This window comes from Rhodococcus sp. AH-ZY2, from assembly GCF_030916465.1.
Lineage (GTDB): Bacteria > Actinomycetota > Actinomycetes > Mycobacteriales > Mycobacteriaceae > Rhodococcus > Rhodococcus ruber.
On record NZ_CP126458.1, the window covers coordinates 2,825,996 to 2,850,035 of the forward strand.

The window sequence follows — 24,040 nt, forward strand, 5'->3', positions numbered from 1 at the left end:
GCCCCCGGTGTCGCCGCGCCCGCGCAGCATGCAGCCCGAAGAGCCCTAGCCCCCGAGGAATCCGATGCCCCCGTTGAGGTCACGCACCACCACCGCCGGACGCAATGCCGCCGGGGCCCGCGCCCTGTGGCGCGCCACCGGCATGACCGACTCCGACTTCGGCAAACCGATCGTCGCGATTGCGAACTCCTACACGCAGTTCGTGCCCGGCCATGTCCACCTCAAGGACGTCGGCGACATCGTCGCCGAGGCGGTCCGGGCCGCGGGCGGTGTACCGCGCGAGTTCCACACCATCGCCGTCGACGACGGCATCGCCATGGGTCACGGCGGCATGCTGTACTCCCTGCCCAGCCGCGAGATCATCGCCGATTCGGTGGAATACATGGTCAACGCGCACACCGCCGACGCGCTGGTGTGCATCTCCAACTGCGACAAGATCACCCCGGGCATGCTCAACGCTGCGATGCGCCTGAACATCCCTACGGTGTTCGTCTCGGGCGGTCCGATGGAGGCCGGCAAGGCGGTGGTCGTCGGCGGTGTCGCACAGGCCCCCACCGACCTGATCACGGCGATCTCGGCGTCGGCCAACGACGCCGTCACCGACGAGGGCCTCGACGAGGTCGAGCGCAGCGCCTGCCCGACGTGCGGGTCGTGCTCGGGCATGTTCACCGCGAACTCGATGAACTGCCTGACCGAGGCGCTCGGACTGGCACTGCCCGGCAACGGCTCGACGCTGGCCACCCACTCCGCACGCCGCGCGCTGTTCGAGCGGGCCGGGACCACGGTCGTCGAGGCGGCGCTGCGCTGGTACCGGGACGAGGACGAGTCGGTCCTGCCGCGCAACATCGCCTCCCCCGCCGCGTTCCGGAACGCCATGGCGCTCGACGTCGCGATGGGCGGCTCGACCAACACCGTGCTGCACACGCTCGCCGCCGCGCAGGAGGGCGAGGTCGACTTCGACCTCACCACGATCGACGCGATCAGCCGCAAGGTGCCGTGCCTGTCGAAGGTCTCCCCCAACTCGGACTACCACATGGAGGACGTCCACCGGGCCGGCGGCATCCCGGCGATCCTCGGTGAGCTGCGCCGGGGCGGCCTGCTCGAGACGGACGTGACCACCGTCCACACCGCGAGCTTCGACGAGTGGCTCGACACGTGGGACATCCGTTCCGGCAAGGCCTCCGACGAGGCCGTCGAGCTGTTCCACGCGGCTCCCGGCGGCGTCCGCACCACCGAGCCCTTCTCCACCGACAACCGCTGGTCGTCGCTGGACACCGACGCCGCAGGCGGCTGCATCCGGGACGTCGAGCACGCCTACACCGTCGAGGGCGGACTCGTCGTCCTGCGCGGCAACCTCGCCCCGGACGGTGCGATCCTCAAGACCGCCGGCATCGACGAGGATCTGTTCACCTTCGAGGGCCCGGCGCTCGTCGTCGAGTCGCAGGAGGAGGCCGTCTCGATGATCCTCGGCAAGAAGGTGCAGCCCGGTGACGTGGTGGTGGTCCGCTACGAGGGACCCGCGGGCGGCCCCGGCATGCAGGAGATGCTGCACCCCACCGCGTTCCTCAAGGGCGCGGGCCTGGGCAAGCAGTGCGCCCTGATCACCGACGGCCGCTTCTCCGGTGGCACCTCCGGGCTGTCGATCGGGCACATCTCGCCCGAAGCTGCGTCCGGTGGGGTCATCGGTCTGCTCGAGAACGGCGACCGGATCCGGATCGACGTTCCCTCGCGCACCCTCGAGGTCCTCGTCGACGACGCCGTTCTCGCCGAGCGGCGCGCCAAGATGGAGGCGTCGGAGCGGCCGTGGCAGCCCGTCGACCGGCAGCGCACGGTCACCACCGCCCTGCGCGCCTACGCCGCGTTGGCCACCTCGGCCGACAAGGGGGCCGTCCGGAAGGTGCCGTAGGAACCGGTGTGTCCTTCGGGCTGCCCTGGCCGCCCGAAGGACACACCGGCCGCGTCAGCGGCCGAACAGCCAGAGGCAGACCCCGGCGGCGACGCCGAGCAGCAGTGCGACGAAGGAGCCGATGAACGGCCGGGTCGCCCAGCCGCGGGTGCCGTCGATCGCGATGCGGCCCGGACCGGTCAGGACGATCACGGCCGCAGTGGCCGCGAGCAGGGTCTCGTACTCGACCCCGGCGGGCGCGAAGTACTGCAGTCCCGGCTCGGCGGACTGCCGGAACAGCCACGCGTTGATCATGATCGCCAGCACTGCGGCGGCGGCCAGCGGGGTGAGCAGCCCGAGGATCAGCAGCGCTCCGGCCGCGACCTCCCCCACCGCGCCGAGCACCGCGAGCAGGGCCGGACGCTGGTAGCCGGCGTCGGCGAGCATCGCCTCGAACCCGTCCATGCCGGGACCGCCCCACAAACCGGTCAGCTTCTGCAGCCCGTGCACCACCATCGTGCCGCCGACGACGAGCCGCAGCACGAGCAGCCCCAGGTCCAGGGTGCCGCGCCGCGCCTCGGCCGGACCGGTCGACACCCCCGCCTCCGCGTCGCCGGCGGCCGCGGTCGCGCCGCCGGGCTCGTACCGGTACAGCTGCTCGGTCGGCGCGACGCCGGAGTCCTCGTAGCCGTACTGCGCCGGCCGGTCGAAGGCGGAGTTGTCGAGGTCGAGGTCGTCGTCGGATTCGAGCATCGACGAACGAGGGCGCCGCAACTCCAGCGTGGGTTCGTCGTAGGGACTCGACACCGGCTCCGCGGCATCCTGCGGCGTCGGCTCCGGGATGTGGTCTTTCGCCTTGTCGGTCACCGAACCAGGGTAGGTCGACCGGGTGGGCCGACCCGGGAACCGAGGCGGGGCGCGCCGCCCCGGTAACGTCATGGACATGACGAGGCGCGCGAGAGTCGGTGGGTCGCGACGGATGCGAACGACGGTCGCGTCGATCGTGGGTCTGCTCGCCCTCACCACGTCGTGCGCCCGGTTCGACGACGCAACCACCACGCCGTTCACCCCGGAACCGAGTTTCGACGCGGGCGCCGAACTCGAACCGCTCGAACCCCCGACGGCAACCACGACGACGGGCGCACCGCCCACACCGCCGGGCCCGTGTCAGGACCCCGATCCCGCGGTGGTCGCCACCTGTCTCGATACCACCGGCGGACTGGTCACCCTGCCCGACGGCGGTTCCGCTCTCGTCGCGGAGCGGCGCACGGGCCGGATCCTGCGGGTGGCGCCGCAGACGGAGCCGGTGGAGGTGGCGACCGTGCCGGTCGACGGTTCCGGCGACGGCGGGCTGCTCGATCTCGCGCTGTCGCCGACCTACGACGAGGATCGGCTGCTCTACGCCTACATCACCACCCCGACCGACAACCGCGTCGTGCGGCTCGCCGCGGGCGACGTCCCCAAGCCCGTGTTCACCGGGATCCCGCGGGGGGCGAGCGGGAACGCGGGCGCGCTCGAGTTCACCTCCCCCACCGACCTGGTGGTGCTGACCGGCAACGCCGGAGATGCGGCCGCGGCGGCCGATCCGGGGTCGCTCGCCGGGAAGCTGCTGCGCATGCCCGTGCCGGCGCCGGGTGCGGCTGCCGCGCCGTCGGTCGTGCTGTCCGGGATCGGGACGGCGGGTGACGTGTGCCGGGACCCCGCCGGAAACCTGTGGATCACCGACCGCACCGTCCTCGAGGACCGGCTGCAGCGTGTCGACGTGGACGGCGCGGTGAGTGCATCCCCGGCGTGGACGTGGCCCGAGCGTCCGGGCGTGGCCGGATGCGCGGCCGGCGCGGACGCCGTCGCGGTGTCGCTGACGGACGGCAAGGCGGTGGCGGTGGTTGCCGTCGACCCCGGAACCGGGGCGGTGACGGCCGCGCCCGTGACGGCCGTGCAGGACCGCTACGGCCGGCTCGGCGGCGCGGCGGTGGGTGGCGACGGGCAGCTGTGGGTGTCCACCGTCAACAAGTCCGGCGGCGAACCGGGCCCGAACGACGATCGGGTCGTGCTGATCCAGTTCCCCGCGGGGGGCGGCGGCTTCGACTAGCCGGACCCGTTCGGCACGGGTCCTTCACGACAGCGTGAAGGGCGGTTCGGCCGCGTCGGTGAACGCGCCGCTCACGTTGCCCAGCAGACCCGGTTTCGACAGGTCGAGCCTGCGGCAGGTCGAGAAGTCCAGGTCGGCCGACCGGGTCCACACGATGTTCGGGCTGAACGACGACTCGAACATGTACAGTCCCTCGGTCAGGTCCGTCAGCGTGCGCCAGATCGTCATCGAGATGTTCGGCCGTTGCGGATCGGGCTCGCCGAACGGTTGCGCGACGTTGCGCATGACGCTCAGCAGCGCCGCATACGCACGGGCCGGCGTCTCCACGGTGGGCAGCCGGTCGAGATAGTAGCTTGCCCGGACGAAGCGGTCGGACGCTTCCGTCGTGCCCGGCAGCGGCTCGGATCCCCCGAAGCCGGTGAAGTTCTTCCGGAGTTCGATCTGCTCGTCGTACGGCGGCGAGTTCGTCATCACGGTGTGTGCGCGGTCGTGGTGTACCCGCAGCGTTCCCCCGATGTGCTCGAGGATCAGGGAGTCGCCGTTCGCGTCCTCGAGGGCGAGATGCACGGTTGCGGGACGCTGGGACCGCGGTTCGATCAGCGGACGGACCTGGAAGGGCCGGTCGGCCATCAGCGCGAGACACTCGTCGACGGTCCCGCACAGGTCCAGGAAGATCTGCGGCCACAGGGACACCGCGAGCGCGGGAACATCCGGGTTCCGTTCCCCGAAATCGGCTTCCGCGAGCCACAGCACGTGGGCGGCCAGACCGGCCTCGTTGATCCCGTCGCTCGTGGCGTTGTCCCAGACGGTGGCCACCAGGCTGCCGTAGCGGGCCGTCCAGGCCATGGGGTCGGGATCACGGTCGTGCCCGATCCGGTCGGCCCCGCGCGGCAGCGACCACAGGTTCGTGTCCATCTCCTCGCGCCAGTCCATGTTCCGGCCGACGAGAACGCCGTGCCCGCTTCCGGTCCACATTGCCCGAGTGCACATTGATCCTCCACGATGTCCGACGGGAAATCCGGCCGCCCGTGCGCCGCGAGCGTCGACCCGCTCCCCGCGACGACAGTGACGATACGGACGTTTCGGTCGAATCTCAGCACTTTCGCGGAGGACCCGCACCCCCGACGATCCGAATCACTCGACTTCCACTGTGTGGCAACTGCTTCCGTCACACTTCCCCGCTCAGCCCGCGACGGTGCAACAATGTCGCCGATCGGTCCGAAGCAGTGGCACGCCCGAGGGAGGGGCCCGCATGACCACACGCCTGAATCCGTACATCAGCTTTCGCGACAATGCCCGCCAGGCCATGGAGTTCTACCGATCCGTGTTCGGCGGAGAACTGGACCTGAGCACGTTCGCGGAGATGCACGCGAGCGACGACCCGTCCGAACAGGACAAGATCATGCATTCGATGCTGGCGAGCCCGAACGGTCTCGTCCTGATGGCGGCGGACACCCCCAACCAGATGAGCCACAACCCGGGAGACAACATCTCGATCTCGCTCAGCGGCGACGACGAGGCCGAGCTGCGTGGCTACTGGGACAAGCTGAGCGACGGCGGAACCGTTGCCATGCCGCTCGAGCGAGCACCGTGGGGCGACCAGTTCGGCATGTGCACCGACAGGTTCGGCATCCAGTGGATGGTGAACATCGCCGGCGAATCGCAGTAGACACACGAGAGAGGGTGGCCTGCCGTCCCGGCGGGCCATCCTCTCTCGTGGAAGAACATGTCCTGAAAGAACTCAGCTGCAGGCGGCGAGCACGAGCTCCTTGACCAGGGCCGGGTCGGCCTGACCACGGGTAGCCTTCATCACGTCGCCGACGATCTTGCCGGCCGCCTGGACCTTGCCGCTGCGGATCTTGTCGGCGATGTCGGGGTTGGCGGCCAGCGCCTTCTCCACCTCCGACTTGATCAGCGAGTCGTCGCGCACGACCACCAACTCGGGGTGGGCAGCGAGGATCTGCTTCGGGTCGCCCTCTCCGGCGAGCACGTAGTCGACGACCTTGCGGGCGAGCTTGTTGGTGAGCGTGCCGTCGGCGACGAGGGCGATCACCTCTGCGACCTGCACCGGGGTGATGGGCAGCTCGACGAGTTCGACGCCGCGGCTGTTGGCCTGCTGCGCAAGGTAGGCGACCCACCAGGACCGCGACTCCGAGGCCGGGGCACCGGCCTCGGTGGTGGCGATGATCAGGTCCAAGGCGCCGGCGTTGACGAGGTCACGCATCTCCTCGTCGGAGATGCCCCACTCGGCCTGGATCCGGGCGCGCCGCAGCCACGGCAGCTCGGGCAGGGTGGCGCGCAGTTCCTCGACCCACTCCGTGCTCGGAGCGATCGGTTCGAGGTCCGGTTCCGGGAAGTAGCGGTAGTCCTCCGCCGTCTCCTTGCGCCGGCCCGGGGAGGTGGTGCCGTCCGCCTCCTGGAAGTGCCGGGTCTCCTGCACCACGGTGCCGCCCGCGGTCAGAACCGCGGCCTGGCGGCGCATCTCGTACCGCACAGCGACCTCGACCGACTTCAGGGAGTTGACGTTCTTCGTCTCGGTCCGCGTGCCGAACTCCGCCGCTCCGATCGGATTGAGCGAGACGTTGGCATCGCACCGCATCGAGCCCTGGTCCATGCGCACGTCGGACACGTCGAGGGCCTTCAGCAGGTCCCGCAGCGCGGTGACGTAGGCGCGGGCGACCTCGGGGGCGCGCTCGCCGGCACCGACGATCGGCTTGGTGACGATCTCGATGAGCGGCACCCCGGCCCGGTTGTAGTCGAGCAGCGAGTGGCTCGCCCCGTGGATGCGGCCCGTGGCGCCACCCACGTGCAGCGACTTGCCGGTGTCCTCCTCCATGTGCGCGCGCTCGATGTCCACGCGCCACGTGGTGCCGTCGTCGAGGACCACGTCCAGGTGGCCGTCCGTGGCGATCGGCTCGTCGTACTGCGAGATCTGGTAGTTCTTCGGCTGGTCCGGGTAGAAGTAGTTCTTCCGCGCGAACCGGCCCCACGGCGTGATCGAGCAGTTCAGCGCCAGCCCGATGCGGATCGCCGACTCCACCGCCGCCTGGTTGACCACGGGCAGCGAACCGGGCAGACCGAGGCACACCGGGCACACCTGGGTGTTCGGTTCGGCTCCGAACGTGGTCGGGCACGGGCAGAACATCTTGGTGGCGGTGTGCAGCTCGACGTGCACCTCCATGCCCATCACGGGCTCGAACTTCGCGAGCACCTCGTCGTAGGCGAGCAGATCATCGGACATGGCGGCAGTCATGGGCTCGATTTTAGACGGTGCCGACATCCGGCGATCCGGCGCTCACGCCCGGCGTGAGCTCACCCGAAGATGATGCGCATCTCCTCGTAGCGGTCCTTCGGCACCCGCTTGTGGTTGGCGAGCGCCTCGTCGAAACCGACCCGGACGATGTCGGTTCCGTGCAGCGCCACCATGTGGCCCCACTCCTCGTCGGCGACGAGATCGGTGACCGCCATACCCAGGCGGGTGGCGAGTACCCGATCGAAGGCCGTGGGCACGCCGCCCCGCTGGATGTAGCCGAGGATCGTGGCACGGGTCTGGATGCCTGTCCGTTCCTCGATCATCGGGGCGAGGACGTCGGCGATGCCGCCGAGCCGCGGCCGGTCGAACTCGTCGCGTCCCTTGTCGGAGTACGCCTCGGCCATGTCCGGCAGGGTGAATCCCTCCGCGACCACCACCATCGGGGCGCGGCCGCGGTCCCGGACGCTGGTGACCCACTCGCAGATCTGCTCGATGCTCTCGGGTTGTTCGGGGATGAGGATGGCGTGGGCGCCCCCGGCCGTGCCGGAGTGCAGCGCGATCCATCCTGCCTCCCGGCCCATCACCTCGAGGACCATGCAGCGCTTGTGCGAGTTGCCGGTGGTGCGCAGCCGGTCGATCGCCTCGGTGGCGATCTCGACGGCGGTGTCGAAGCCGAAGGTGTAGTCCGTCTGGCCGAGATCGTTGTCGATCGTCTTGGGCACCCCGACGATCCGGATGCCCTCCTCGAACAACCGCTTGGAGGCGGCGGCCGTGCCCTCGCCGCCGATGGCGATCACGGCGTCGACGCCCATGCGCTCGAGTGTGCGGGCGATGTTCTCGGCGCCGCCGTCCGGCCCCTGGTAGGGGCCGAACCGGCTGGTGCCCAGGATGGTGCCACCCTGATGCGACAATCCGCGGACCTTGCTGCGGTCCAAGGGGATCGCATCGCCTTCCACCAATCCGCGCCAGCCGTCGAGGAACCCGACGAACTCCTGGTCGTAGACGGTCCTCCCCTTGAGGACCGCTCCGCGGATCACCGCGTTCAGGCCGGGGCAGTCCCCGCCGCTGGTGAGAATGCCGATGCGCGTCATTCGTTCCTCCGTGCAGGTTGTCGGTGGTCCTCCCGGCAATACTGCCCCGGCCCGGCGCCCGCGGCATCCCGATCGCGGGCGTCGCTCACCCGGGCACGACCAGTCCGGACTCGTATGCCAGCACCACCGCCTGTGCCCGGTCCCGCAGGTGCAACTTCCCGAACACCTTCCCCACGTGCGTCTTGACCGTCTGCTCGGCGACGAACAGGTGAGCGGCGATCTCCTGGTTCGACAGTCCACGCGCGATCAGCTCGAGCACCTCACGTTCGCGCGGGGTGAGCGCGTCGAGTGCCCGCTCGCGGCCGCGGCGCGGCGATCGCCGGCGGGTGACGTCCGCGATGAGGCGGCGGGTGACGGTCGGGGCGAGTAGCGCCTGGCCGTCGGCGACGACGCGGACCGCCCGGATCAGTTCCTCGGCGGGCGCGTCCTTGAGCAGGAACCCGCTGGCGCCGAGGCTCAGTGCCTCGTAGACGTAGTCGTCGATGTCGAACGTGGTGAGCATCAGGACCCGCGTCGGCGGATCGATCCGCCCGGCGAGGATGTGCCGGGCCGCGTCGAGTCCGTTCATCTCCGGCATCCGGACGTCCATCAGGACCACGTCGGGTCGCAGGCGGGCCGCCTCTGCGACGGCCCGCCGGCCGTCCGGAGCGTCGCCGACCACGCTGATGTCGGGTTGGGCAGCGAGCAGCGCGCCGAAGCCCTGCCGAACCATGGCCTGGTCGTCGGCGATCAACACGGTGATGGGGGTCGGGTCCGTCACGGCCTCAGCCTAGGCGGCCTGGACGCGCGGCAGCTGCGCGCGCACCTCGAAACCACCGCCCGGGGCGGGATGGGCGACGAGGTGGCCTCCGACCGCCAGGGCCCGGTCGACCATGCCGCGGATGCCGTTCCCGCCGCTGCGGTCCCCCGACCCGGGCCCCGCCCGCCCGGGGCCGTTGCACACGGTCACGCTCACCTCGTCCGGCCCGTAGCCCACGCGGACCCGCACCGGCGCACCGGAGGCGTGGCGGGCGGCATTGGCGAGCGATTCCTGCAGGATGCGGTACACCGTCAGGGCCGTGGCGTCCGAGACGCCGGACGGGTCACCGTTCTCCGCGGTGGACAGGACCATGCCGGCGCGGCGCGCCCCCTCGAACAGGTCCCCGAGCCGGTCCAGGCCGGGCTGCGGGTCCTGCGCCCGTTCGTCGCCGGCGGCCCTGTCGTCGGGGAGGTTCTCGCTCCGGAGCACCCCGAGCATGCCGCGCACCTCGTTCAGCGCCTCGCGCGCGGTCGCCCCGATGGAGTCGAATTCGGCGCGCACCGGCTCGGAAACGTCCGGCAGACGGTACGGGGCGCTCTGCGCCTGGACCACGACGAGGGACATGTGGTGCGCGACGATGTCGTGCAGGTCTCGGGCGATGCGGGCCTTCTCCTCGAGGATCGCCCGGCGGGCCCGTTCGAGTTCGCTGAGCTCCTCCTGCCGGGCAAGCTGGCGGCGGGACAGCACGAGCCACCGCACGAGCAGGCCGAACACCGCCATCGCGCTCAGGCCGAGTGCCCACCCCCAGCCGTTCTGCCCCGGCACGTGGGTGAAGAACAGCACCACGGTGGCCGCCCACACGAGCCCGGCGACCTGCAGGGGAGCGCGCATGCTCACCGCGACGAGAAGCGCGCACAGCACGAGGATGTGCACCACCTGCCAGGGGTAGTCGTAGCCGGGGGCGAGGTCGAAGGCGCGGGGGATCGCCAGCGCGGCCCCGGCCGAAACCGCCCAGCCGAGGGCGGGATCGGTCCGGATCGCCACGAACGGCCAGGCCGCGAGCGCCGCGACGACGGGCATCAGCGCGACGGGCACCTCGTGGGTGAGGTGCAGGGTGGGCCACGCGACCGCATACAGGATCAGGGTCACCGCCACGATCGCGATCGTCCACCGACGGCCGCGGCCGTGTTCTCTCGTCCAGCGCACGGCACCACGGTAGGTCCGGGGCGTGGGCACTGTCGTCATACCGGGGAGTGAGAGCCGCCTGGCCCCGTGGCGGTAGACGCTCGTGGCCGGACCGCTCCGTCGCGGGATCTCCGGCAGTCCCCGCCGTCCCTAACGTCCGCCACATGCGCAGACCACCGATGACAGCACTTCTGGGCACGGCCGCAGCGCTGTGTCTGGGAACCGCGTGGGCACAGCCCGCTCCGCCCGCGCAGCCGGATCCGGGCGCCGTGATTGCGACAGTGGCGGCACTGTCCGAGGGCGACACCGGGGCGGCGCTCGACGCCTTCCCGGACGGCTTCGAGCCGGCGATGCACTATCGACCGGTCACCGAGGACGGGATCCTGGTGGACCCGCTCGGCGGCTGCTCCTCCCCCGTCCCCCTGCCGGACTTCTTCGAAACGCCCTGCCGGGAGCACGATCTCGGATACGACCTGTTGCGGTACGCGCGGTCGTCGGGACACGAACCGGGTCCGCAGGCGCGGCGCGGCCTGGACGCCCGGCTGAGCCGGCAGCTGCACGAGGCGTGCCGCGCGACGGCGCCCGGCGACGACTGGTGCGGCGTCACTGCGACTGTGGCTTCGTTTGCAGTGCGGGTGAATTCGTGGCGGCAAGGCGACGGGGCCCCGGTCCCCGAGTCACCGCTTCCGTACGCGGCCGCGGTGTGGGCGCTGGTTGCGGCGGCGCGATGGACGCCCCGATGAGCGGGCGCGCGACGTCCCCCGGCGCGGGGTTCGACGTCCTCGCACGGCGCTGCCCGCGGGTGGCGGCGACCGTGGCGGTGACGGTGGCGGTGTGGGTCTCGCTCGCGCCGTCGCTGCTGCCCCGTCCGGCCCTGGCGCAGGCCGCGGTCTCGGGATGCGCCGCCGCAGCCGCGGCGGGAGCCGCCGGCCTGTGCCGCCGGCGGAACGCGGGATCCGCGCGCCCGGTGGCGCGGGCGGTGGCGCTGCTCGCCGCGGCCGTCGCGCTGGGGTGGACGGTTCTCGCGGCGGCGCAGTGGCAGGACGGGTTGCGGGCCGCGATGGGGCGGCCCCCGACGGGGACGGGGCACTGGATCGTCGTGTGCGTGTGCTCCTCGTGCATACTCGGCGCGACACGGGTGCTCGGCCGGGTTCCGGAGGCGTGGCGGCGGCGGGCGGACGTCCGCGCGGGCGTCGCCACGGCCGCCGCGGTGACGCTGGGAGCGGTCGTCGCGGTTGCTCCCGTCGGGGCCGGGCCGGCGTACCCGGACACGGCGCCCGTCGCCGCCACCGCGGCCGGGAGCCCGTCGTCGCTGGTGGCATGGCAGTCACTGGGCGACGAGGGCCGCCGTTTCGTGAGCGCCGACGCTCGAGCGATCCGCACGTACGTGGGGCTCGGATCCGCCCCGGACGTCCGGTCGCGCGCAGCGCTGGCCGTCCGCGAGCTCGAGCGCGCGGGCGGGTTCGCACGCGCCCACGTCGTAGTGGTGGTGCCCACCGGTTCGGGGTGGGTCGACCCCGGCGCGGTGCGGGGGTTCGCCGCGCTGTTCGGCGGCGACGTCGCGCTCGTCGCGCAGCAGTACTCGTCCGCACCCAGCTGGGTGACGTTCCTGTTCGACCGGGACGCGGCCGCGGAGTCGGCCCGCGCCCTGCTCACGTCGGTGCGTTCCCGCATCGATGCCCTGGACCCGGTCCGGCGTCCGCAGGTGCACGTGTACGGGCAGAGCCTCGGCGCGGTCGGGGGCAGCGCCGCCCTGGCGTCGACGGCGACGGGTCCGTGCGCGGCGATCTGGGCCGGCCCACCGGCGGGCGCGGTGCGCACGGACGGGGCGGCCGTCACCGCGAACACGTCGGATCCGGTGGTGTGGTGGCGCCCCTCGCTGCTGTGGTCACCGCCCGATCTGTCCCGTGCGCGACGCGACGCGCCCGTGCCGCGGTGGCTGCCGGTGGTCAGCTTCGTGCAGGCGACGCTGGATCTGCCGGTGGCGCTGGACGCGCCCCCGGGTCACGGGCACCGCTACGGCCCGGACCAGGCCCGGTGCGACCGCCCCTGACGGCGGCAGTCGCACCGGGGACCCGGGCTCAGGCGACGATCGGGCCGCGGGCGGCCTCGAACGCGGCGCCGACGCGGTAGAGCCGTTCGTCGGCGAGCGCCGGGGCCATGATCTGCAGACCGACGGGCAGCCCGTCGTCGGCGGACAGCCCGGACGGAACGGACATCGCGCAGTGTCCGGCGAGGTTGGTCGGGAGCGTGCACAGATCCGACAGGTACATCGCCAGCGGGTCGTCGACCTTCTCGCCGATCTTCCACGGGGTGAACGGGCTGGTCGGCGAGACGAGGACGTCGACCTGCTCGTACGCCTTCTCGAAGTCCCGCGCGATGAGGGTGCGGACCTTGAGCGCCTGCCCGTAGTAGGCCTCGTAGTAGCCGGAGGACAACGCGTAGGTGCCGATCATGATGCGGCGCTTGACCTCCTTGCCGAACCCGGCGGCCCGGGTGGCGGCCATGACCTGCTCGGCGCTCATCGTGCCGTCGTCGACGCGCAGGCCGTAGCGCATGGCGTCGAAGCGGGCCAGGTTGGACGAGACCTCGGACGGCAGGATCAGGTAGTACGAGGCGAGCGCGTATTCGAAGTGCGGGCAGGAGACCTCGACGACCTCGGCGCCGAGCGCGGTGAGTTCGGCCACGGCCGCGTCGAACGACGCCAGCACGCCCGGCTGGTAGCTGTCCGAGTGCAGTTCCTTGACGACCCCGATGCGCAGACCCTTCAGGTCGCCCTGCGCGCCCTGGCGGGCGGCCTCGACGACGGGCCGGACGGGTGCGTCCACCGACGTGGAGTCGCGCGGGTCGTGTCCGGCGATCACCTCGTGCAGCAACGCCGTGTCGAGCACGGTGCGGCCGCACGGGCCGCCCTGGTCGAGCGACGAGGCGCAGGCGACGAGACCGAACCGGGAGACCGTGCCGTAGGTGGGCTTGGTGCCGACCGTGGCGGTGACGGCGGCAGGCTGGCGGATCGACCCGCCGGTGTCGGTGCCGATGGCCAGCGGTGCCTGATAGGAGGCCAGCGCGGCTGCCGAACCGCCACCGGACCCACCGGGGATACGGGTGGTGTCCCACGGGTTGCGGGTGGGTCCGTACGCCGAGTTCTCGGTGGACGAGCCCATGGCGAATTCGTCCATGTTGGTCTTGCCCAGGATCGGGATGCCCGCCTGCCGCAGCTTCGTCGTCAGGGTCGCGTCGTACGGCGACATCCAGCCCTCGAGGATCTTCGAGGCACACGTGGTGGGCATGTCGGTCGTGGTGAACACGTCCTTGAGGGCGATCGGGACACCGGCGAGCGGCGAGGCCGGGCTCTCCCCCGCCGCGACCGCGCGGTCCACCTCGGCCGCCGCGGCCAGCGCCTGGTCGCTCGCCACGTGCAGGAACGCGTGGTACTCGCCGTCGACCTCGGCGATGCGGTCGAGGTGCGCACGAGTCACCTCGACCGACGACAGGTCGCCGGAGTGGATGCGTTCGGCGAGATCGGCCGCGGACAGCCGGGTGAGATCGGTGCTCATTCGCCCTCCCCCAGGATCTGCGGGACGGAGAAGCGGCCGTCCTCGACCAGCGGGGCAGCGGCGAGCGCCTGTTCCGGAGTCAGACCCGGGTGCACCTCGTCGGGGCGGGTCACGTTGGTCACCGCGTTCGGGTTGGCCATCGGCGCCACATCGTCCGCGGCCACCTCCGACACAGCCTTGACGTGGCTGAGGATCGTATCCAGCTGGCCGGCGAACTCGTCGAGTTCGGCGTCGGTCAGCGCGAGCCGGGACAACCGGGCGAGGTGCGCGACCTCGTCACGGGAGATGGCAGGCACCTTCGGTGACCCCTTTCCGATGAAGAAACGAACGTGCCGTCCAGGGTAGTGCGTGCCGAACGGCACGGTTTCGCCGGTTCCCCGGACCGTCGCCGGCCGCCCGCCGTGTTGCAGTTCGGAGAAACACCTGTGTCGTTCGTGTGACAACGCGCGCGTGACCGGCGGTTTCCCGGCTCGCCTCGGTGCCGCCGTGCGGGACCGGCGTCCGGCGGGGGTGCGGGAGTGAAAAGATGGTGTCCGTCGCCGGCCGCCCGCCTCGGCCGTGACTTCGGAACCGGGAAAGGACGCTCGTGTCGTACCTGTTACGCGTCCAGCTTCCCGATCGTCCCGGCAGCCTCGGCTCACTCGCCGTTGCGCTCGGGTCGGTCGGTGCGGACATCCTCTCGCTCGACGTCGTCGAGCGCGGTGCCGGCTTCGCGATCGACGATCTCGTCGTCGACGTCGATGCCGGTTCGCTGCCGGACACGCTCATCACGGCCGCCGAACGCCTCGAGGGCGTCACGGTGGACTCGATCCGGCCCTATGCGGGAATCCTCGACACCCACCGCGAACTCGAGCTGATCGACCAGGTCGCCACCGCCCGCCACGACCGGTTGCAGGTGCTCGTCGACGGTGCACCCCGGGTGCTGCGCGTCGGCTGGGCGACCGTCGTGGACACCGGCCCGCACGGCGCGTACCGGGTGGTGGGCAGTTCCGGTGCCCCCGAGACCCGGCCGGCGGACGTGCCGTGGATGCCGCTCGAGAAGCCGATGCTGCTCGACCACGAGGGCGAGTGGGTGCCCGACCTGTGGCGGACGATGAACACTACCCTGGCGGCGGCGCCGCTGGGCACCCACGGGCGGGTACTGATGCTCGGCCGGCCCGGCGGCCCGGAGTTCCGCCCGTCCGAGGTGGCCCGGCTCGGCTACCTGGCCGGCATCATCGGCACCGTCCTCGGCTGAGCGGACGGCTCAGACCAGTTCGCGCACCAGGGTGGTCAGCTCCACGCCGGGGACCGGCGCCCAGTCCCGCTCGGTGACCGGGACGAATCCGTTGCGGTCGTAGATGCGGCGCGCCTCGACCATGTCCGGCTGGGTGGACAGCACCACCGCGCGATCACCGCGGTCGTACGCGGTGTCGAGGACGTGCCGCACCAGCGCCGACCCGACCCCGCGCCCGCGTGCCGACGCCGCGACGGCCAGCATCCGGAACTCGAGTTCGCCCTTCTCGGCGATGTTCGCGAAGCGTGATGCCGGTTCGGCCAGCGTCACCGACCCGACGATCTCGCCGTCGGCCAGTGCGATCACCACCTCGGCGTGTTCGTCGCGGGTGGCGGTGTCGCGCAGACGCTCGGCGTACGGGTCGTCGGGCTCGACGAATCCGCCGCCGACGTACACGTCGACGGTGAGGGCGCCGACGGCGTCGTACTCGTCCGGGCTCACGCGTCTGATCTCGATCACTCGAGGACTATCGCAGTGCCCACCCCCTCCGCCCAAACGGTTCCCGCGCGATCCTCGTCACACCGGCACCGGCCGCCGGTCAGCTCTCGAGCTCGCCGAACTCCTCCTCGATCGCGTCCGTGCCACCCGAGACGCCGGCCGGGCCGAGCTCGAGCAGGCGGCGGAACCCCTCCTCGTCGAGGACAGGGACGCCCAGCTCGGCCGCCTTGTCGGCCTTCGTTCCCGGCGCGTCCCCGACGACGACGAACGCGGTCTTCTTCGACACCGAGCCGGCCGCCTTGCCACCGCGGAGCAGGATCGCCTCCTTGGCCTGATCCCGTGAGAACCCCTCGAGCGAGCCGGTGACGACGATCGACAGACCCTCGAGTGTGCGTTCGACGGATTCGTCGCGCTCGTCGAGCATGCGCACCCCGGCCGCGCGCCACTTCTCGACGATCGCGACGTGCCAGTCGACCGCGAACCATTCGCCCAGCGCCGCTGCGATGGTCGGTCCGACCCCCTCCACTGCGGCGAGCTCGTCGACGGACGCCTCCCGGATCCGGTCGAGGCTGCCGAACTCGGTGGCCAGTGCCCGCGCGGCGGTCGGGCCGACGTGCCGGATCGACAGCGCGACCAGCACCCGCCACAGCGGCTTGTCCTTGGCCGCGCGAAGATTCGCGAGCAGGCGGGCGCCGTTGGCGGACAGTGCCCCTGCCTTCGTGCGGAAGAGCGAGGTGCGCAGCAGGTCGTCGGCGGTCAGGTCGAACAGGTCGCCCTCGTCGGCGATGACCCCGGCCTCGAGCAGCGCGGTGGCCGCCTCGTACCCGAGCGCCTCGATGTCGAACGCGCCGCGGCCCGCGACGTGGAAGACCCGCTCGCGCAGCTGCGCCGGGCAGTACCGCTGGTTGGGGCAGCGCAGGTCCACGTCGCCCTCCTTGGCGGGGGCGAGCGGTGTCCCGCACTCGGGGCATTCGGCGGGCATGACGAACTCGCGTTCGGTGCCGTCACGCAGGTCCACGACCGGTCCGAGCACCTCGGGGATGACGTCACCGGCCTTGCGGAGCACCACGGTGTCGCCGATCAGCACCCCCTTGCGTGCGACCTCCGACGCGTTGTGCAACGTGGCGAGGGAGACGGTCGATCCGGCGACCGTGACCGGTTCCATGTAGGCGAACGGGGTGACCCGGCCGGTGCGGCCGACGCTGACGCGGATGTCGAGCAACTTCGTGGTCACCTCCTCCGGCGGGTACTTGTAGGCGATCGCCCACCGGGGCGCGCGCGAGGTGCTGCCGAGCCGCCGCTGCAGGGACACCTCGTCGATCTTGACCACGAGCCCGTCGATCTCGTGTTCGACGTCGTGGCGGTGTTCACCCCAGTACCGCATCCGGGTGAGGACCTCGTCGACGCCGACGACACGGGCGGTGTGCCCGGAGACGGGCAGCCCCCAGGCGGCGAGGGCGGCGTAGGACTGCGACAGCGACACCGGCTCGAATCCCTCGACGTGGCCGAGCCCGTGGCAGATCATCCCGAGGCGCCGTCGCGCGGTCACCGCAGGGTTCTTCTGCCGCAGCGATCCGGCCGCCGTGTTGCGCGGATTGGCGAACGGGGCCTTGCCCTCGGCGACGAGGGCGGCGTTGAGCGCGTGGAAGTCCTCGAGCCGGAAGTACACTTCGCCCCGCACCTCGAGCACGCGGGGAATCGGGAATTCCTCGGTCGCGGTGAGTCTTTCGGGGATGTCGTCGATCGTGAGAGCGTTGAGCGTGACCTCCTCGCCGGTGCGGCCGTCGCCGCGGGTGGCGGCCCGGCGCAGCCGGCCGTCCTCGTACACCAGGCTCAGCGCGACGCCGTCGATCTTCACCTCGCAGAGGTAGTGCAGGTCCGGGCCGGTCTCGGCTTCCACGCGGGAGACCCAGGCCCGCAACTCGTCCTCGGTGAAGACGTTGTCGAGGCTGAGCATCCGTTCGAGGTGGTCGACGGCGGTGAAGTCGGTGGCGAAGCCGCCCCCGACGAGCTGGGTGGGGGAATCGGGGACGCGCAGGTCCGGGTAGTCGTCCTCGAGCTGCTTCAGCGCGCCGAGCAACTGGTCGAAGGCACCGTCGGAGATGATCGGCGCATCGCGCACGTAGTAACGGAACTGGTGCTCGCGCACCTCCTCCGCGAGTTGCTGCCAGCGCTCACGCACGTCGGGCGGAGCTTGGGTGGGCGCGTCCGTCGATTCACTCACGCCGGAAAGACTAGTCGAGCGATACGACGTTCCCGGCCGCTGCGGACCCGAGCGAGTCGGGATCGTCCGTGAACGCGGCGGCGATGTCGCGGGCGAGGCGCAGTGCCCGGCGCGCCCACGCGGGATCGGCGCCGGCCAGGCCGCAACGCGGGGTGACCCCGACCGAACGCAAGGTGGCACGGGGAAAGCCCAGCCGATCGATCAGCGCGGTCGCGGGGCCGGCGAGCTCACGCCAGGTGGGGACGGCGGCGTCGGGCGCGGTGGAGGGGACCAGCCCGAGCAGGAGGGTCGTTCCGGCGTCGATCAGCTCACCGACTCCGTCGAGGTCGGCGGCGGTGAGCTGCGCGACGTCGAGCGCGACGGCGTCGACACCGCTGCGACGCAGCATCCCCGTCGGCACGCCCGGGGCGCAGCAGTGCACCGCGACGGGCCGGCCGATCGCCGCCAGTGCGGTCTCGAGGAGGTGCTGCGCCTCCGGCTCGGGGAGCGCGGGCACCGACTCGAGGGACGTGCGCCCGGTCAGGGTCCCGGCCAGGACGGCGGGCAGCGCGGGCTCGTCCAGCTGGACCACCACGTCGGCGCCGAGGCGACGGGTCAGTTCCGCGGCGTGCCGCGCCAGCCCCTCGCCGAGGGACTCGGCGAGGTCACGCACGGCACCGGCGTCGGTGAGCACGCGCCGGCCGCCGGCCAGCTCGGTGTGCGCGGCGAGGGTGAAGGGTCCGGCCGCCTGCACCTTCAGAGTCCGACCCGGTCCGAGTCCCGCTGTCTCCCAAGCTTCTTCGAGTACATCAAGGTCTCGGCGCAGCAGATCGCCGGCGCGGGCCGCGACCACGCCGCGACGACCGCCGAGCCGATATCCGGTGGTGGACGTGTCGAGATGCAGGTCGACCAGCAGCGCGCCGGTACGGCCGACGAGATCGGCCCCGAGGCCCCGGGCCGGCAGCTCGACCAGGTGCGGCAGCGCCTCGAGCTCGCCGAGCACGGTCGCCGCCGACTCCCGGGCGTCGACGCCGGGCCACGAGCCGATGCCGGTAGCGACACCGGACCAGGATTCCGCGCTCACCGGGTCGTCGCCGTACCGGTGCCGGCGATGGTGCCGCTGCCGAGGACGACGTCGCCGGCCACGTCCGGCCGGTACAGCACCACGGCCTGTCCGGTGGCCACGCCGGTGAGGGGTTCGCGCAGGGTCACCTCGAGACCGGTGCCGACGGTCTCGGCGACGGCCGCCGCGACACCGCCGTGGGCGCGCACCTGCACGACGCACTCGAGCGGTCCGGCCGGCGCGGTGCCACTGGACCACACCGCGCGCTCGGCGCGGATCGTCCACACCTTCAGATCCTCCGCGGAGCCCACCTTCACGGTGCCGGTGTCCGGCTCGATCGCGGTGACGTAGCGGGGGCGGCCGTCCGCGCCCGGGCCGGCGATGCCCAGCCCCTTGCGCTGCCCGACCGTGAAACCGTGCACCCCTTCGTGTTCGGCGAGCACTGCGCCGGACCGTGCGTCGACGACCCGGCCGGGACGGACCCCGATGCGAGCGCCGAGGAAGGCGCGGGTGTCACCGGAGGGGATGAAGCAGATGTCGTGGCTGTCGGGCTTGTCCGCCACCGCGAGACCCCGCTCGGCCGCTTCGGCGCGGATCCGTTCCTTGGGGGTGTCCCCGACTGGGAACATCGCACGCGCGAGCTGATCCGCCGTCAGCACGCCGAGCACGTACGACTGGTCCTTGCCGGCGTCGACCGCGCGTCGCAGGACGCCGTCCTCGAGCCGGGCATAGTGGCCGGTGGCGACCGCGTCGAAGCCGAGTGCCACGGCTCGGTCGGCGAGGGCCGCGAACTTGATCTTCTCGTTGCAGCGCAGGCACGGATTCGGGGTGTGGCCGGCGGCGTAGGACTCGACGAAGTCGTCGATGACCTCTTCCTTGAACCGGTCGGCGAAATCCCAGACGTAGAACGGGATTCCGAGCACGTCGGCGGCCCGGCGGGCATCGCCCGCATCCTCCTTCGAGCAGCAGCCCCGCGACCCGGTCCGCAGCGTCCCCGGCGCCGTGGACAGCGCCAGGTGCACGCCGACGACGTCGTGGCCGGCATCGACCGCGCGGGCCGCGGCCACCGCCGAGTCCACGCCACCGCTCATTGCCGCGAGCACCCTCATCGATGTCACCTCTCTCGACTACCGGCGCCGGCCAGTCCGGCGGCCCGCGCCCGTCCCACCACCTGCGGCAGCGCCGCCACGACGGCCTCCACGTCGGCGCGAGTCGACGTGTGGCCCAACGAGAATCGCAACGACCCACGGGCCGTGCGGGGGTCCGCACCCATCGCGACGAGCACGTGGCTGGGCCTGGCCACGCCGGCGGTGCAGGCCGAACCGGTCGAGCACTCGATCCCGGCCGCATCCAGCAGCATGAGCAGCGAATCGCCCTCGCAGCCGGGGAAGGTGAAGTGTGCGTTGCCGGGCAGGCGGTCCGCACCGCGCGGGCCGTTGAGGATCGCGTCCGGTACCACGCCCGTCACGCCGGCGATCAGCTCGTCACGCAGCGCCGTGAGGACGGCGGCGCGTTCGCCGAGTTGGGCCGTCGCCTCGCGCAGCGCCGCGGCCATGCCGGCGATCCCGGCCGTGTCGTGCGTTCCCGACCGGACGTCGCGCTCGTGCCCTCCGCCGTGCGTCAGCGGCACGCACGGCACCTGGCGGCCCAGCAGCAGGGCACCGACCCCTTGGGGACCACCGAACTTGTGCGCGGCGATCGTCATGGCGGCGAGCCCGCTCGCGGCGAAGTCCACCGGCAGATGACCCACCGCCTGCACGGCGTCGCTGTGCATCGGCACCCCGTACTCGGCGGCGACGGCGGCGAGTTCGGCGACGGGCATCACGGTGCCCACCTCGTTGTTGGCCCACATCACCGACACGAGGGCCGTCTCGTCGGAGTGCTCCGCCAGGGCCCGGCGCAGCGCATCCGGCTCGACCCGCCCGTCGGCCTCGACGGGCAGCCAGGTGACCTCGGCATCCTCGTGGGCGACGAGCCATTCGACGGCATCGAGCACCGCGTGATGCTCGACGGCGCTCGCGATCACCCGGCGACGGCGCGGATCGGCGTCGCGGCGCGCCCAGTAGATGCCCTTGACCGCGAGGTTGTCGCCCTCCGTGCCCCCCGAGGTGAAGACGACCTCCGAGGGACGGGCGCCGAGGTCCGCGGCGACGGACTCCCGGGCCTCCTCGACGCGGCGGCGCGCCGCGCGTCCCGACCCGTGCAGGGAGGACGCGTTGCCGACCGTCGCGAAGACCTCCGTCATCGCCGACACGGCCGCGGGCAGCATCGGCGTGGTCGCGGCGTGATCGAGGTAGACGGTCTTCGAGGTGCCGGAGGCTCCGGCGGGGTTCGAGGTCATGACCGGACCAGGATAGCGGGTCGGGCTCCGCGCCCGCCGCCCTCACCGTCCGGCCCGGAGTTCCTCCCGGCCGGCGGTGTCGTGGACGGCGCGGCCGAGCCTGGCGAGTTCGGCTCCGTCGTCGTTCCGCCGCACGGACCGTTCGCACCGCGCGGCGAGGTCGCGGCGATCGGAGCCGGGCCGCTCGAGCGGGGCGAGCACCACTTCCACCACGACGCCCCGGTGCCGCAGCAGCCGCCGCAACGAGGCGCCGATCGTCTCGTCGCCGACGAACGCCGGGCTGGTGGCGATCGTCCCGGCGGCGTCGGCGTACCGGAGCCCGACCGGTTGCACCGGGCGCTGGGCGTCGATCGCGGCCTGGAACAGCGCCGGACGGAATCCGCCGTACGCCCTGCCGCACCACGTGGTGCCCTCCGGGAACGCCGCGACCGTCTCCCCCGCCGCGAGTCGGTCGCGGATTCGTGCGACCACGACGGGTAGCTCGCGCAGGCGTTCGCGCGCGATGGGAATGACCCGCATCCGCCGGGCCAGCGCGCCGAGCAGTCCCCACTCCAGCAGGTCGCTGCGGGCGACGAACCCCGCGGGCGCGACGGCGGTGAGGACGAGCACGTCGGTCCAGGACACGTGCGGGGCGACGACGAGCACGCCCCCGCCCTCCTCGTCCCGGCCCCGCAGGTCGGTCACCGTCAGCCGCAGCCCGGCACACCGCAGCAGCACGTGGGCGAACGCCCGCTGGGCGGCGAGGCGCCCGGGGCGGGGCAGGAGCCGGCCGGCCGTCAGGAACGGGGCGGTCGTCAGCACCGCCACGACGAGCATCCATCGGCCCGCGGCCGTGACGAAATTCACGCGTCCCGCATCGGCCGGGAGGCAGCCCGCGCCGCAGGGACTGGCCGGCATCCAGGCGTGGGCGCGCGTGTTCACGGCCGCCCTCCGGCGGCGTTCACGCCCGTGCTCCCGCGGCCGCCTCGGCGTTCTCGGCGGCGGTCCGCAGCCGGTCGAGGTAGCGCGCGTCGGCACCGGCGAGGCTCTGCAGCGCCACGAAGTCGGCCACGCCGAAGTCGGGGTCGTGGGCGGGCTCGCCACAGATGCGGGCACCGAGCCGCAGATATCCGCGCAGCAGCGGCGGCAGCACCGGCCGGGCGGGCGGGGGGATGTCCTCGAGGGCGCGGCCGTCGACGACGACGGGTTTCCGGGGGAGCACCCGCCGGTCCGCTTCGACCGCGTGCCGGGCCAGCAGCACGTCGCGCACCGCCCGTACGTTGGCGCCGGGCACGTCGGCGGGGTGGGTGCGTATCGGCACCGACACGCACCCCATCACCCAGTTGTGCCCGGTGAGTTGCAGGTAGCGCAGGATCCCGGCCCACATCAGCGACAGGACCGAGCCGGAACGGTGGGCGGGGTCGACGCAGGCGCGTCCCATCTCCACCGCCCGCAGACCGTCGGGATCGAGGGCGGTGAGGTCGAATTCGGTGGCGGTGTAGTAGCCCCCGGCGGCGCGGGCGGCGTCCGGCGGCAGCATCCGGTAGCAGCCCACCACCGCGCCGGTGTGGTTCTCGCGCACCAGCAGGTGGTCGCAGTACTCGTCGAAACGGTCGGCGTCGATGCCCGGCGCCATGCCTGCGGGAAGACGGAACCCGGGTTCTGCGGCGAAGACCCGGTAACGCAGCCGCTGGGCGGCCTCGCGGTGTTCCCGGTCGGCGGACACGAGAAGGGAATAGCGCGGCCCCGACAGCATCGCCTCCGGCCGCGGGTCCCGGGCCGGCGCCAGCAAAGTGGTCATGGCGCAATGTGTATCGAGCCGGTACGTCGCGGCAGGGGCGGCACGGTGTCGCCTCCGTGCACGTCCGGTGAACATGCCCCGGCACGCACGCGGCCCCGCACCCGGACGGGTGCGGGGCCGTGGCAGGACCTCGGGAATCAGCCCTTGTGCTTCTTGATCTCCTCGGTCAGCTGCGGAGCGACGTTGAACAGATCGCCCACGACGCCGTAGTCCGCGATCTCGAAGATCGGGGCCTCTTCGTCCTTGTTGACCGCGACGATCGTCTTCGACGTCTGCATGCCGGCCCGGTGCTGGATGGCGCCGGAGATGCCCAGCGCCACGTACAGCTGCGGCGAGACGGTCTTGCCGGTCTGACCGACCTGGAACTGGCCCGGGTAGTAGCCGGAGTCGACGGCGGCGCGGGAGGCACCGACGGCCGCACCGAGCGAGTCGGCAAGCTCCTCGACGACGGTGAACTTGTCGGCGCTGCCGACGCCGCGGCCGCCGGAGACGACGATCGACGCCTCGGTCAGCTCCGGACGGTCGCCACCCACGATCGGGTTGCGCGCGGTGACCTTGACCGCGTTCTCCTCCTGCGCCGGAACCTCGACGTCCACCCGCTCGGCGGCACCGGCCTGCGGCTGGGCCTCGACGGCACCGGGGCGCACGGAGACGACCGGCACCTCACCGTTGGCCTTGGCGTCGACGGTGTACGCGCCACCGAAGATCGAGTGCACGGCCGAACCGTCGGACTTGACGTCGATGACGTCGCAGAGCAGGCCGGAACCGATGCGTGCGGCGAGGCGGCCCGACACCTCCTTGCCCTCGACGCTGGCGGCGGTGATCACCGCGGCGGGGCTGGCGGACTCCACGAGCGAGGCCAGCACGTCGACCTTCGGGGTCACCAGGTAGCCGTCGATGTCGTCGGACTCGGCGGCGTAGACCTTGGCGGCGCCGGCGGCAGCGAGCGCGTCCTGCAGCTTGTCGGCGGTGCCGGCCGGGCCGGTCACGACCGCGGCGGGCTCACCCAGTGCACGGGCGGCGGTGATCAGCTCGGTGCTGACCTTCTTCAGCGCACCCTCGGCGTGCTCGACGAGCACGAGTACTTCTGCCATTGCTCTTTCTCTCCCTTGGTATGTCTGCTGTGTCGCGTGGGTG

At 72.1% G+C, this 24,040-nt stretch carries 22 protein-coding genes; 6 read left to right on the forward strand and 16 right to left on the reverse strand.

Annotated elements, in window-relative coordinates; translation table 11 throughout:
- The first annotated feature begins 64 nt into the window (after positions 1–64).
- Positions 65–1,906 (forward strand): dihydroxy-acid dehydratase, encoded by a 1,842-nt coding sequence (ilvD, locus tag QNA09_RS14010; protein ID WP_010596572.1) that lies wholly within the window; start codon positions 65–67, stop codon positions 1,904–1,906.
- A 54-nt stretch (positions 1,907–1,960) separates the two neighbouring features.
- Here ilvD and QNA09_RS14015 read toward each other — a convergent pair whose 3' ends face one another.
- Positions 1,961–2,752, reverse strand: a complete 792-nt coding sequence (locus QNA09_RS14015) for a DoxX family protein (protein ID WP_040275066.1) — start codon at positions 2,750–2,752, stop codon at positions 1,961–1,963.
- 112 nt (positions 2,753–2,864) lie between these two features.
- Here QNA09_RS14015 and QNA09_RS14020 point away from each other — a divergent pair, with 112 nt between their 5' ends.
- Positions 2,865–3,977 (forward strand): PQQ-dependent sugar dehydrogenase, encoded by a 1,113-nt coding sequence (locus tag QNA09_RS14020; RefSeq protein WP_017682351.1) that lies wholly within the window; start codon positions 2,865–2,867, stop codon positions 3,975–3,977.
- A 24-nt stretch (positions 3,978–4,001) separates the two neighbouring features.
- Here QNA09_RS14020 and QNA09_RS14025 read toward each other — a convergent pair whose 3' ends face one another.
- Positions 4,002–4,952, reverse strand: a complete 951-nt coding sequence (locus QNA09_RS14025; protein WP_119699862.1) for a linear amide C-N hydrolase — start codon at positions 4,950–4,952, stop codon at positions 4,002–4,004.
- A gap of 277 nt (positions 4,953–5,229) precedes the next feature.
- Between QNA09_RS14025 and QNA09_RS14030 the strand changes: the two genes are divergently transcribed.
- Positions 5,230–5,646, forward strand: coding sequence for a VOC family protein (locus QNA09_RS14030; RefSeq protein WP_010596576.1), 417 nt, complete (start codon positions 5,230–5,232; stop codon positions 5,644–5,646).
- A gap of 72 nt (positions 5,647–5,718) precedes the next feature.
- Here QNA09_RS14030 and gatB read toward each other — a convergent pair whose 3' ends face one another.
- The 4 genes from gatB to QNA09_RS14050 all read right to left on the reverse strand — a co-directional run bounded on the left by gatB (position 5,719) and on the right by QNA09_RS14050 (position 10,305).
- Positions 5,719–7,230 carry an Asp-tRNA(Asn)/Glu-tRNA(Gln) amidotransferase subunit GatB gene (gene gatB, locus QNA09_RS14035; protein ID WP_017682349.1) on the reverse strand — a complete coding sequence of 504 codons (1,512 nt, stop codon included), beginning with the start codon at positions 7,228–7,230 and terminating at the stop codon, positions 5,719–5,721.
- A gap of 59 nt (positions 7,231–7,289) precedes the next feature.
- On the reverse strand, positions 7,290–8,321 hold the full coding sequence (locus QNA09_RS14040; RefSeq protein ID WP_010596578.1) for a 6-phosphofructokinase: 1,032 nt from the start codon (positions 8,319–8,321) through the stop codon (positions 7,290–7,292).
- Between the two features lie 85 nt (positions 8,322–8,406).
- Positions 8,407–9,081, reverse strand: a complete 675-nt coding sequence (locus tag QNA09_RS14045; protein WP_010596579.1) for a response regulator transcription factor — start codon at positions 9,079–9,081, stop codon at positions 8,407–8,409.
- 9 nt (positions 9,082–9,090) lie between these two features.
- Positions 9,091–10,305, reverse strand: a complete 1,215-nt coding sequence (locus QNA09_RS14050) for a histidine kinase (RefSeq protein ID WP_082061362.1) — start codon at positions 10,303–10,305, stop codon at positions 9,091–9,093.
- A gap of 104 nt (positions 10,306–10,409) precedes the next feature.
- Here QNA09_RS14050 and QNA09_RS14055 point away from each other — a divergent pair, with 104 nt between their 5' ends.
- Together QNA09_RS14055 and QNA09_RS14060 are read left to right on the forward strand one after the other, a co-directional pair.
- Entirely contained in the window at positions 10,410–10,988 is a 579-nt protein-coding gene (locus QNA09_RS14055; RefSeq protein ID WP_225222834.1) for a hypothetical protein, read from the forward strand.
- A complete protein-coding gene (locus tag QNA09_RS14060; protein WP_010596582.1) occupies positions 10,973–12,298 on the forward strand; it encodes an alpha/beta-hydrolase family protein in 1,326 nt (441 codons plus the stop codon). Before QNA09_RS14055 ends, QNA09_RS14060 begins: the two co-directional genes overlap by 16 nt.
- 28 nt (positions 12,299–12,326) lie before the next feature.
- Here QNA09_RS14060 and gatA read toward each other — a convergent pair whose 3' ends face one another.
- Together gatA and gatC are read right to left on the reverse strand one after the other, a co-directional pair.
- Positions 12,327–13,802: an Asp-tRNA(Asn)/Glu-tRNA(Gln) amidotransferase subunit GatA gene (gatA, locus tag QNA09_RS14065; RefSeq protein ID WP_017680823.1), complete on the reverse strand. Its 1,476-nt coding sequence runs from the start codon at positions 13,800–13,802 to the stop codon at positions 12,327–12,329.
- Complete coding sequence (gene gatC / locus QNA09_RS14070; RefSeq protein WP_003936975.1) at positions 13,799–14,098, reverse strand: Asp-tRNA(Asn)/Glu-tRNA(Gln) amidotransferase subunit GatC; 300 nt, start codon at positions 14,096–14,098, stop codon at positions 13,799–13,801. Before gatC ends, gatA begins: the two co-directional genes overlap by 4 nt.
- Before the next feature lie 290 nt (positions 14,099–14,388).
- On the opposite strand from gatC, the gene QNA09_RS14075 reads away from it, so the two are divergent.
- On the forward strand, positions 14,389–15,039 hold the full coding sequence (locus QNA09_RS14075) for an amino acid-binding protein (protein ID WP_010596585.1): 651 nt from the start codon (positions 14,389–14,391) through the stop codon (positions 15,037–15,039).
- Between the two features lie 9 nt (positions 15,040–15,048).
- Here the strand turns inward: QNA09_RS14075 and QNA09_RS14080 are convergent, their stop codons facing one another.
- The 8 genes from QNA09_RS14080 to QNA09_RS14115 all read right to left on the reverse strand — a co-directional run bounded on the left by QNA09_RS14080 (position 15,049) and on the right by QNA09_RS14115 (position 23,997).
- The gene (locus tag QNA09_RS14080) at positions 15,049–15,537 is read right to left on the reverse strand and encodes a GNAT family N-acetyltransferase (protein ID WP_010596586.1); all 489 of its coding nucleotides are present in this window, start codon (positions 15,535–15,537) and stop codon (positions 15,049–15,051) included.
- Positions 15,538–15,616: 79 nt separating this feature from the next.
- The gene (gene ligA, locus QNA09_RS14085) at positions 15,617–17,740 is read right to left on the reverse strand and encodes an NAD-dependent DNA ligase LigA (protein ID WP_026137779.1); all 2,124 of its coding nucleotides are present in this window, start codon (positions 17,738–17,740) and stop codon (positions 15,617–15,619) included.
- Positions 17,741–17,750: 10 nt separating this feature from the next.
- The gene (locus QNA09_RS14090; protein ID WP_119699863.1) at positions 17,751–18,803 is read right to left on the reverse strand and encodes a methionine synthase; all 1,053 of its coding nucleotides are present in this window, start codon (positions 18,801–18,803) and stop codon (positions 17,751–17,753) included.
- Positions 18,800–19,891: a tRNA 2-thiouridine(34) synthase MnmA gene (gene mnmA, locus QNA09_RS14095; RefSeq protein ID WP_119699864.1), complete on the reverse strand. Its 1,092-nt coding sequence runs from the start codon at positions 19,889–19,891 to the stop codon at positions 18,800–18,802. Before mnmA ends, QNA09_RS14090 begins: the two co-directional genes overlap by 4 nt.
- A gap of 5 nt (positions 19,892–19,896) precedes the next feature.
- On the reverse strand, positions 19,897–21,123 hold the full coding sequence (locus QNA09_RS14100; RefSeq protein ID WP_010596591.1) for a cysteine desulfurase family protein: 1,227 nt from the start codon (positions 21,121–21,123) through the stop codon (positions 19,897–19,899).
- A gap of 42 nt (positions 21,124–21,165) precedes the next feature.
- Positions 21,166–22,044: a 1-acyl-sn-glycerol-3-phosphate acyltransferase gene (locus QNA09_RS14105; RefSeq protein WP_026137781.1), complete on the reverse strand. Its 879-nt coding sequence runs from the start codon at positions 22,042–22,044 to the stop codon at positions 21,166–21,168.
- A gap of 19 nt (positions 22,045–22,063) precedes the next feature.
- Entirely contained in the window at positions 22,064–22,903 is an 840-nt protein-coding gene (locus tag QNA09_RS14110; protein WP_010596593.1) for a GNAT family N-acetyltransferase, read from the reverse strand.
- A gap of 137 nt (positions 22,904–23,040) precedes the next feature.
- Positions 23,041–23,997 (reverse strand): electron transfer flavoprotein subunit alpha/FixB family protein, encoded by a 957-nt coding sequence (locus tag QNA09_RS14115; RefSeq protein ID WP_010596594.1) that lies wholly within the window; start codon positions 23,995–23,997, stop codon positions 23,041–23,043.
- Between the last annotated feature and the right edge of the window lie 43 nt (positions 23,998–24,040).

What these genes read in the sequence shown, in the direction of transcription:
- ilvD (WP_010596572.1), top strand. Translation starts at nt 65, where the DNA reads ATGCCCCCGTTGAGGTCACGCACCACCACCGCCGGACGCAATGCCGCC.
- QNA09_RS14020 (WP_017682351.1), top strand. Translation starts at nt 2,865, where the DNA reads ATGCGAACGACGGTCGCGTCGATCGTGGGTCTGCTCGCCCTCACCACG.
- QNA09_RS14025 (WP_119699862.1), bottom strand. Translation starts at nt 4,952, where the DNA reads ATGTGGACCGGAAGCGGGCACGGCGTTCTCGTCGGCCGGAACATGGAC.
- QNA09_RS14030 (WP_010596576.1), top strand. Translation starts at nt 5,230, where the DNA reads ATGACCACACGCCTGAATCCGTACATCAGCTTTCGCGACAATGCCCGC.
- gatB (WP_017682349.1), bottom strand. Translation starts at nt 7,230, where the DNA reads ATGACTGCCGCCATGTCCGATGATCTGCTCGCCTACGACGAGGTGCTC.
- QNA09_RS14040 (WP_010596578.1), bottom strand. Translation starts at nt 8,321, where the DNA reads ATGACGCGCATCGGCATTCTCACCAGCGGCGGGGACTGCCCCGGCCTG.
- QNA09_RS14050 (WP_082061362.1), bottom strand. Translation starts at nt 10,305, where the DNA reads ATGACGACAGTGCCCACGCCCCGGACCTACCGTGGTGCCGTGCGCTGG.
- QNA09_RS14055 (WP_225222834.1), top strand. Translation starts at nt 10,410, where the DNA reads ATGCGCAGACCACCGATGACAGCACTTCTGGGCACGGCCGCAGCGCTG.
- QNA09_RS14060 (WP_010596582.1), top strand. Translation starts at nt 10,973, where the DNA reads ATGGACGCCCCGATGAGCGGGCGCGCGACGTCCCCCGGCGCGGGGTTC.
- gatA (WP_017680823.1), bottom strand. Translation starts at nt 13,802, where the DNA reads ATGAGCACCGATCTCACCCGGCTGTCCGCGGCCGATCTCGCCGAACGC.
- mnmA (WP_119699864.1), bottom strand. Translation starts at nt 19,891, where the DNA reads ATGAGGGTGCTCGCGGCAATGAGCGGTGGCGTGGACTCGGCGGTGGCC.
- QNA09_RS14100 (WP_010596591.1), bottom strand. Translation starts at nt 21,123, where the DNA reads ATGACCTCGAACCCCGCCGGAGCCTCCGGCACCTCGAAGACCGTCTAC.
- QNA09_RS14110 (WP_010596593.1), bottom strand. Translation starts at nt 22,903, where the DNA reads ATGACCACTTTGCTGGCGCCGGCCCGGGACCCGCGGCCGGAGGCGATG.
- QNA09_RS14115 (WP_010596594.1), bottom strand. Translation starts at nt 23,997, where the DNA reads ATGGCAGAAGTACTCGTGCTCGTCGAGCACGCCGAGGGTGCGCTGAAG.